The following is a 2747-nucleotide window of genomic DNA, read 5'->3' on the forward strand; positions in this document are numbered from 1 at the left end:
AGGGCGGTCTCGTTTACCTCGAGCATCCGTATGACTCGTCGCGGCGGCACCTTTCCGAGGAGGCGATCCAGGCTCTCGCGGACCAAATCGACATCGTCGAGGTGTTCAACGGGCGATCCGACGACAAGTCCAACCGAAAAGCTGCAGACCTGTGCAGCATCATCGGCGCGGTGGCCGGGGCCGGGTCCGATGCCCATTCGCTGCCGGAGCTGGGCTCGGTGTACATCGAGATGGAAGACTTCGAAGGCCCTCAGGACTTCCTTGCCAGGCTGCGGGACGGGAGGATAGTCACGGGTCGACCGGCGTGGCGGCTGGCGGCCGAGACGTTGGTAGGGCATAACATTCGCCGTCGATGAACCGGCAGGGCGCCAGGTGGACTGGCTGGGCGAAGTTCGCGACGATTCCGCTGCTTGCGGTTGTGATCGGCGCGGGGGTGGCCATCGCGTCGAGCCCTTCGTCTTTGACCCGAGTCTCCCACTCGCTCGGCACGCCGGTTCCCATCGTTCCGAGTCCGAGCCCGGTGATCGCGACCCCGGTGCCTTCCGTCACCGAGCCGGGCGTCCTCGGCAAGTCCCCGGTGTTCGAATCGGCGGGGTCTTCCGACCTGGTCGGCCTGGCGCCCAACCTCGCAGTTGCTTCGGCGGACGGTGGAAAGACCTGGACAACACTCGCGCCGCCCTCCGGCAGCTCGGGCGTGATGATCGATCCCGAAAATCCGCTCCACGGCGTCGCCGGCGGCCTCACCGTGCAGCTGACCACCGACGGTGGCACAACATGGAAGGCGATCAAGGCCAGCCCGCCTGCGCCCGCGCCCTATCAACCGTTCGAGGTGAGCCCGTTCGACGGCAGCGTCTGGTTCCTGCTCCACGGGGGCAAGCTCCTCAGGACGCGCGATGCCGGGCTGACGTGGAAGGACCTCGGCCTGCCGGTTGTCGCTAGCCCGGTGATGGCGGCAGGACCGACTCTCGGGCAGTTCTACCTGGCGGTCGGAAACCGGGTGTTCGAGCTGGTCGACAACGGGCAGCAGATCACCGAGCAGCCCGCCTTGCCGCCGGGGGTCGTGGTGGCGCAGCTCGCGGCGGTGGGCGGCAGCCAGGCGGCGCTGGCCGCCCGCACCGGGGCAGGGGGTCTCTACCCGCTGACCGGCTCGGCCTGGTCGCAGGTCAGCGGCGCGCCCCAGGGGCAGCTGGCAGCCGGGGCCGGCATCCTGGTGGTGGGCGACGGGGCGGGCATGCTTGGCTTGCAAGGGAGCGTGTCCTACAGCACGGACCTGGGCGTCACGTGGCGCCGGGGGTCAGGCGTGCCTTATGACCAGAGCGTGCAGGCGGTGGCGGGGCAGCCGGGCTCGAAGACCTTCTACGCCTACTGCTACGGCGGAGACGTGTACGTGTCCGCCGACGGCGGAGGGACGTGGACGGTGCTAAGTCGCGCTCTGCGAAGGCGAAGCGGTTAGCTCGCCGCCGTTCGCCTCGAAGTTCAGACCGCCGCCGCCCGTACCGGTCGCCCGATCGGCATTCTGAATCTGAACCCGTCCGCCCGTACCTCGCATGATCACAGGAACGGTCCGGGCGAGGATCCTGGCGTCCATCGCCAGCGACCAGCCATTCACGTATTTCGTGTCGTAGTGGATGCGGTGATCGAGGCTCGGGTTGGAGCGGGCGCTGACCTGCCAGAGACCGGTGAGGCCGGGTCGCATCGCGAGGCGGCGATCCTGGTCGAAGACGCTTTGGGGGAGCTCATCCACGTCGTGCGGGCGCGGCCCGACCAAGCTCATGTGCCCGGCCAGCACGTTGTACACCTGGGGCAGCTCGTCGAGGCTGAAGCGACGCAGCCATCTGCCGGTGCGGGTGACGCGGGGGTCGTCCGGGATCTTTACCATGCCAGTCGCGACGTTGAGGTGGGCGCAATCCTGGAGGAGCAGCTCGGCGCCGTCGACCATGGTGCGAAACTTGAGCATTCGAAAGTGCCGGCCGTGGCGGCCGACGCGGCGGGCCTTGTAGAGCACGGGCCCGGGAGAGTCGAGGCGGATCGCGGCGGCGATCGCGATCACGATGGGCAGCGTCACCGTGGCCAGCGCCAGGCAGGCCGTGATGTCGAAGGCCCGCTTAACACGGTGGGCCGACGCCGACCCACGCGCAATGCGGTGGGGGATCGTCGTTACGTCTCCCGATTCAGCCCTAGGCATTTGCCTAAACCCCTGTGTCCAAAGCGATCGGACGGCCCGGTGCCGAAGGGTTTCAGCATAAGGGCAATCTGTCAAGTGCGGAGTTGAGAGGTTGCGCGGGATCTAGATCGCCGCAACAATCACTCGCTAAACGCAACCTTGACACTGATCCTGAAGCGTGTTAATACGAGGCGTGCACCGGCGGGCTGGGTATGCCCTGTGGCTGTAGGTGTTATCTTCGGAGCCCACGGTGTTGCCGTTTGCAGGGCGTCGGGCCCTCTCGAATAAGGAGCCGTATATGCTGAATCATTCGATGCTCCGCAAGGCGCTGCCCGCTTTTGCGGTCACCGGGATCGTGGGCTTCTCGTTCCTGGCCACCGGTGGTGGCGCTCTCGGCGCCGCGCTGACCGTCGTCTCCACCTACGGTTCTGGCCAGACCGTGCCCGGCGGCGGCCTTTTGAAGGGCGGTCCCGGCTCGACGGGGGTCACTCCCGGCGAGGACGTGTTCATCCGCGGCAACGACGACGCCAACTGGATGAACCACTACAACACCACCACTACCGGAACCTGGAGTGGGTACGTG

At 67.1% G+C, this 2747-nt stretch carries 4 protein-coding genes; 3 read left to right on the top strand and 1 reads right to left on the bottom strand.

Annotated elements, in window-relative coordinates:
* A partial coding sequence (locus VNF71_04850) for a PHP-associated domain-containing protein (protein HVA73871.1) occupies positions 1–356 on the top strand: 356 nt, incomplete at its 5' end.
* Entirely contained in the window at positions 353–1453 is a 1101-nt protein-coding gene (locus tag VNF71_04855) for a hypothetical protein (GenBank protein ID HVA73872.1), read from the top strand. The genes VNF71_04850 and VNF71_04855, both read left to right, overlap by 4 nt.
* Here VNF71_04855 and VNF71_04860 read toward each other — a convergent pair.
* Entirely contained in the window at positions 1421–2185 is a 765-nt protein-coding gene (locus VNF71_04860; GenBank protein HVA73873.1) for a sugar transferase, read from the bottom strand. The genes VNF71_04855 and VNF71_04860 overlap by 33 nt on opposite strands.
* A gap of 277 nt (positions 2186–2462) precedes the next feature.
* Between VNF71_04860 and VNF71_04865 the strand changes: the two genes are divergently transcribed.
* A partial coding sequence (locus VNF71_04865) for a hypothetical protein (protein HVA73874.1) occupies positions 2463–2747 on the top strand: 285 nt, incomplete at its 3' end.

The sequence above is a fragment of the Acidimicrobiales bacterium genome (assembly GCA_035533095.1).
GTDB lineage: Bacteria > Actinomycetota > Acidimicrobiia > Acidimicrobiales > Palsa-688 > DATLUM01.

Excerpts from the sequence above, each read along its gene's own strand:
- VNF71_04860 (HVA73873.1), bottom strand. The coding sequence starts at position 2,185 with ATGCCTAGGGCTGAATCGGGAGACGTAACGACGATCCCCCACCGCATT.
- VNF71_04855 (HVA73872.1), top strand. The coding sequence starts at position 353 with ATGAACCGGCAGGGCGCCAGGTGGACTGGCTGGGCGAAGTTCGCGACG.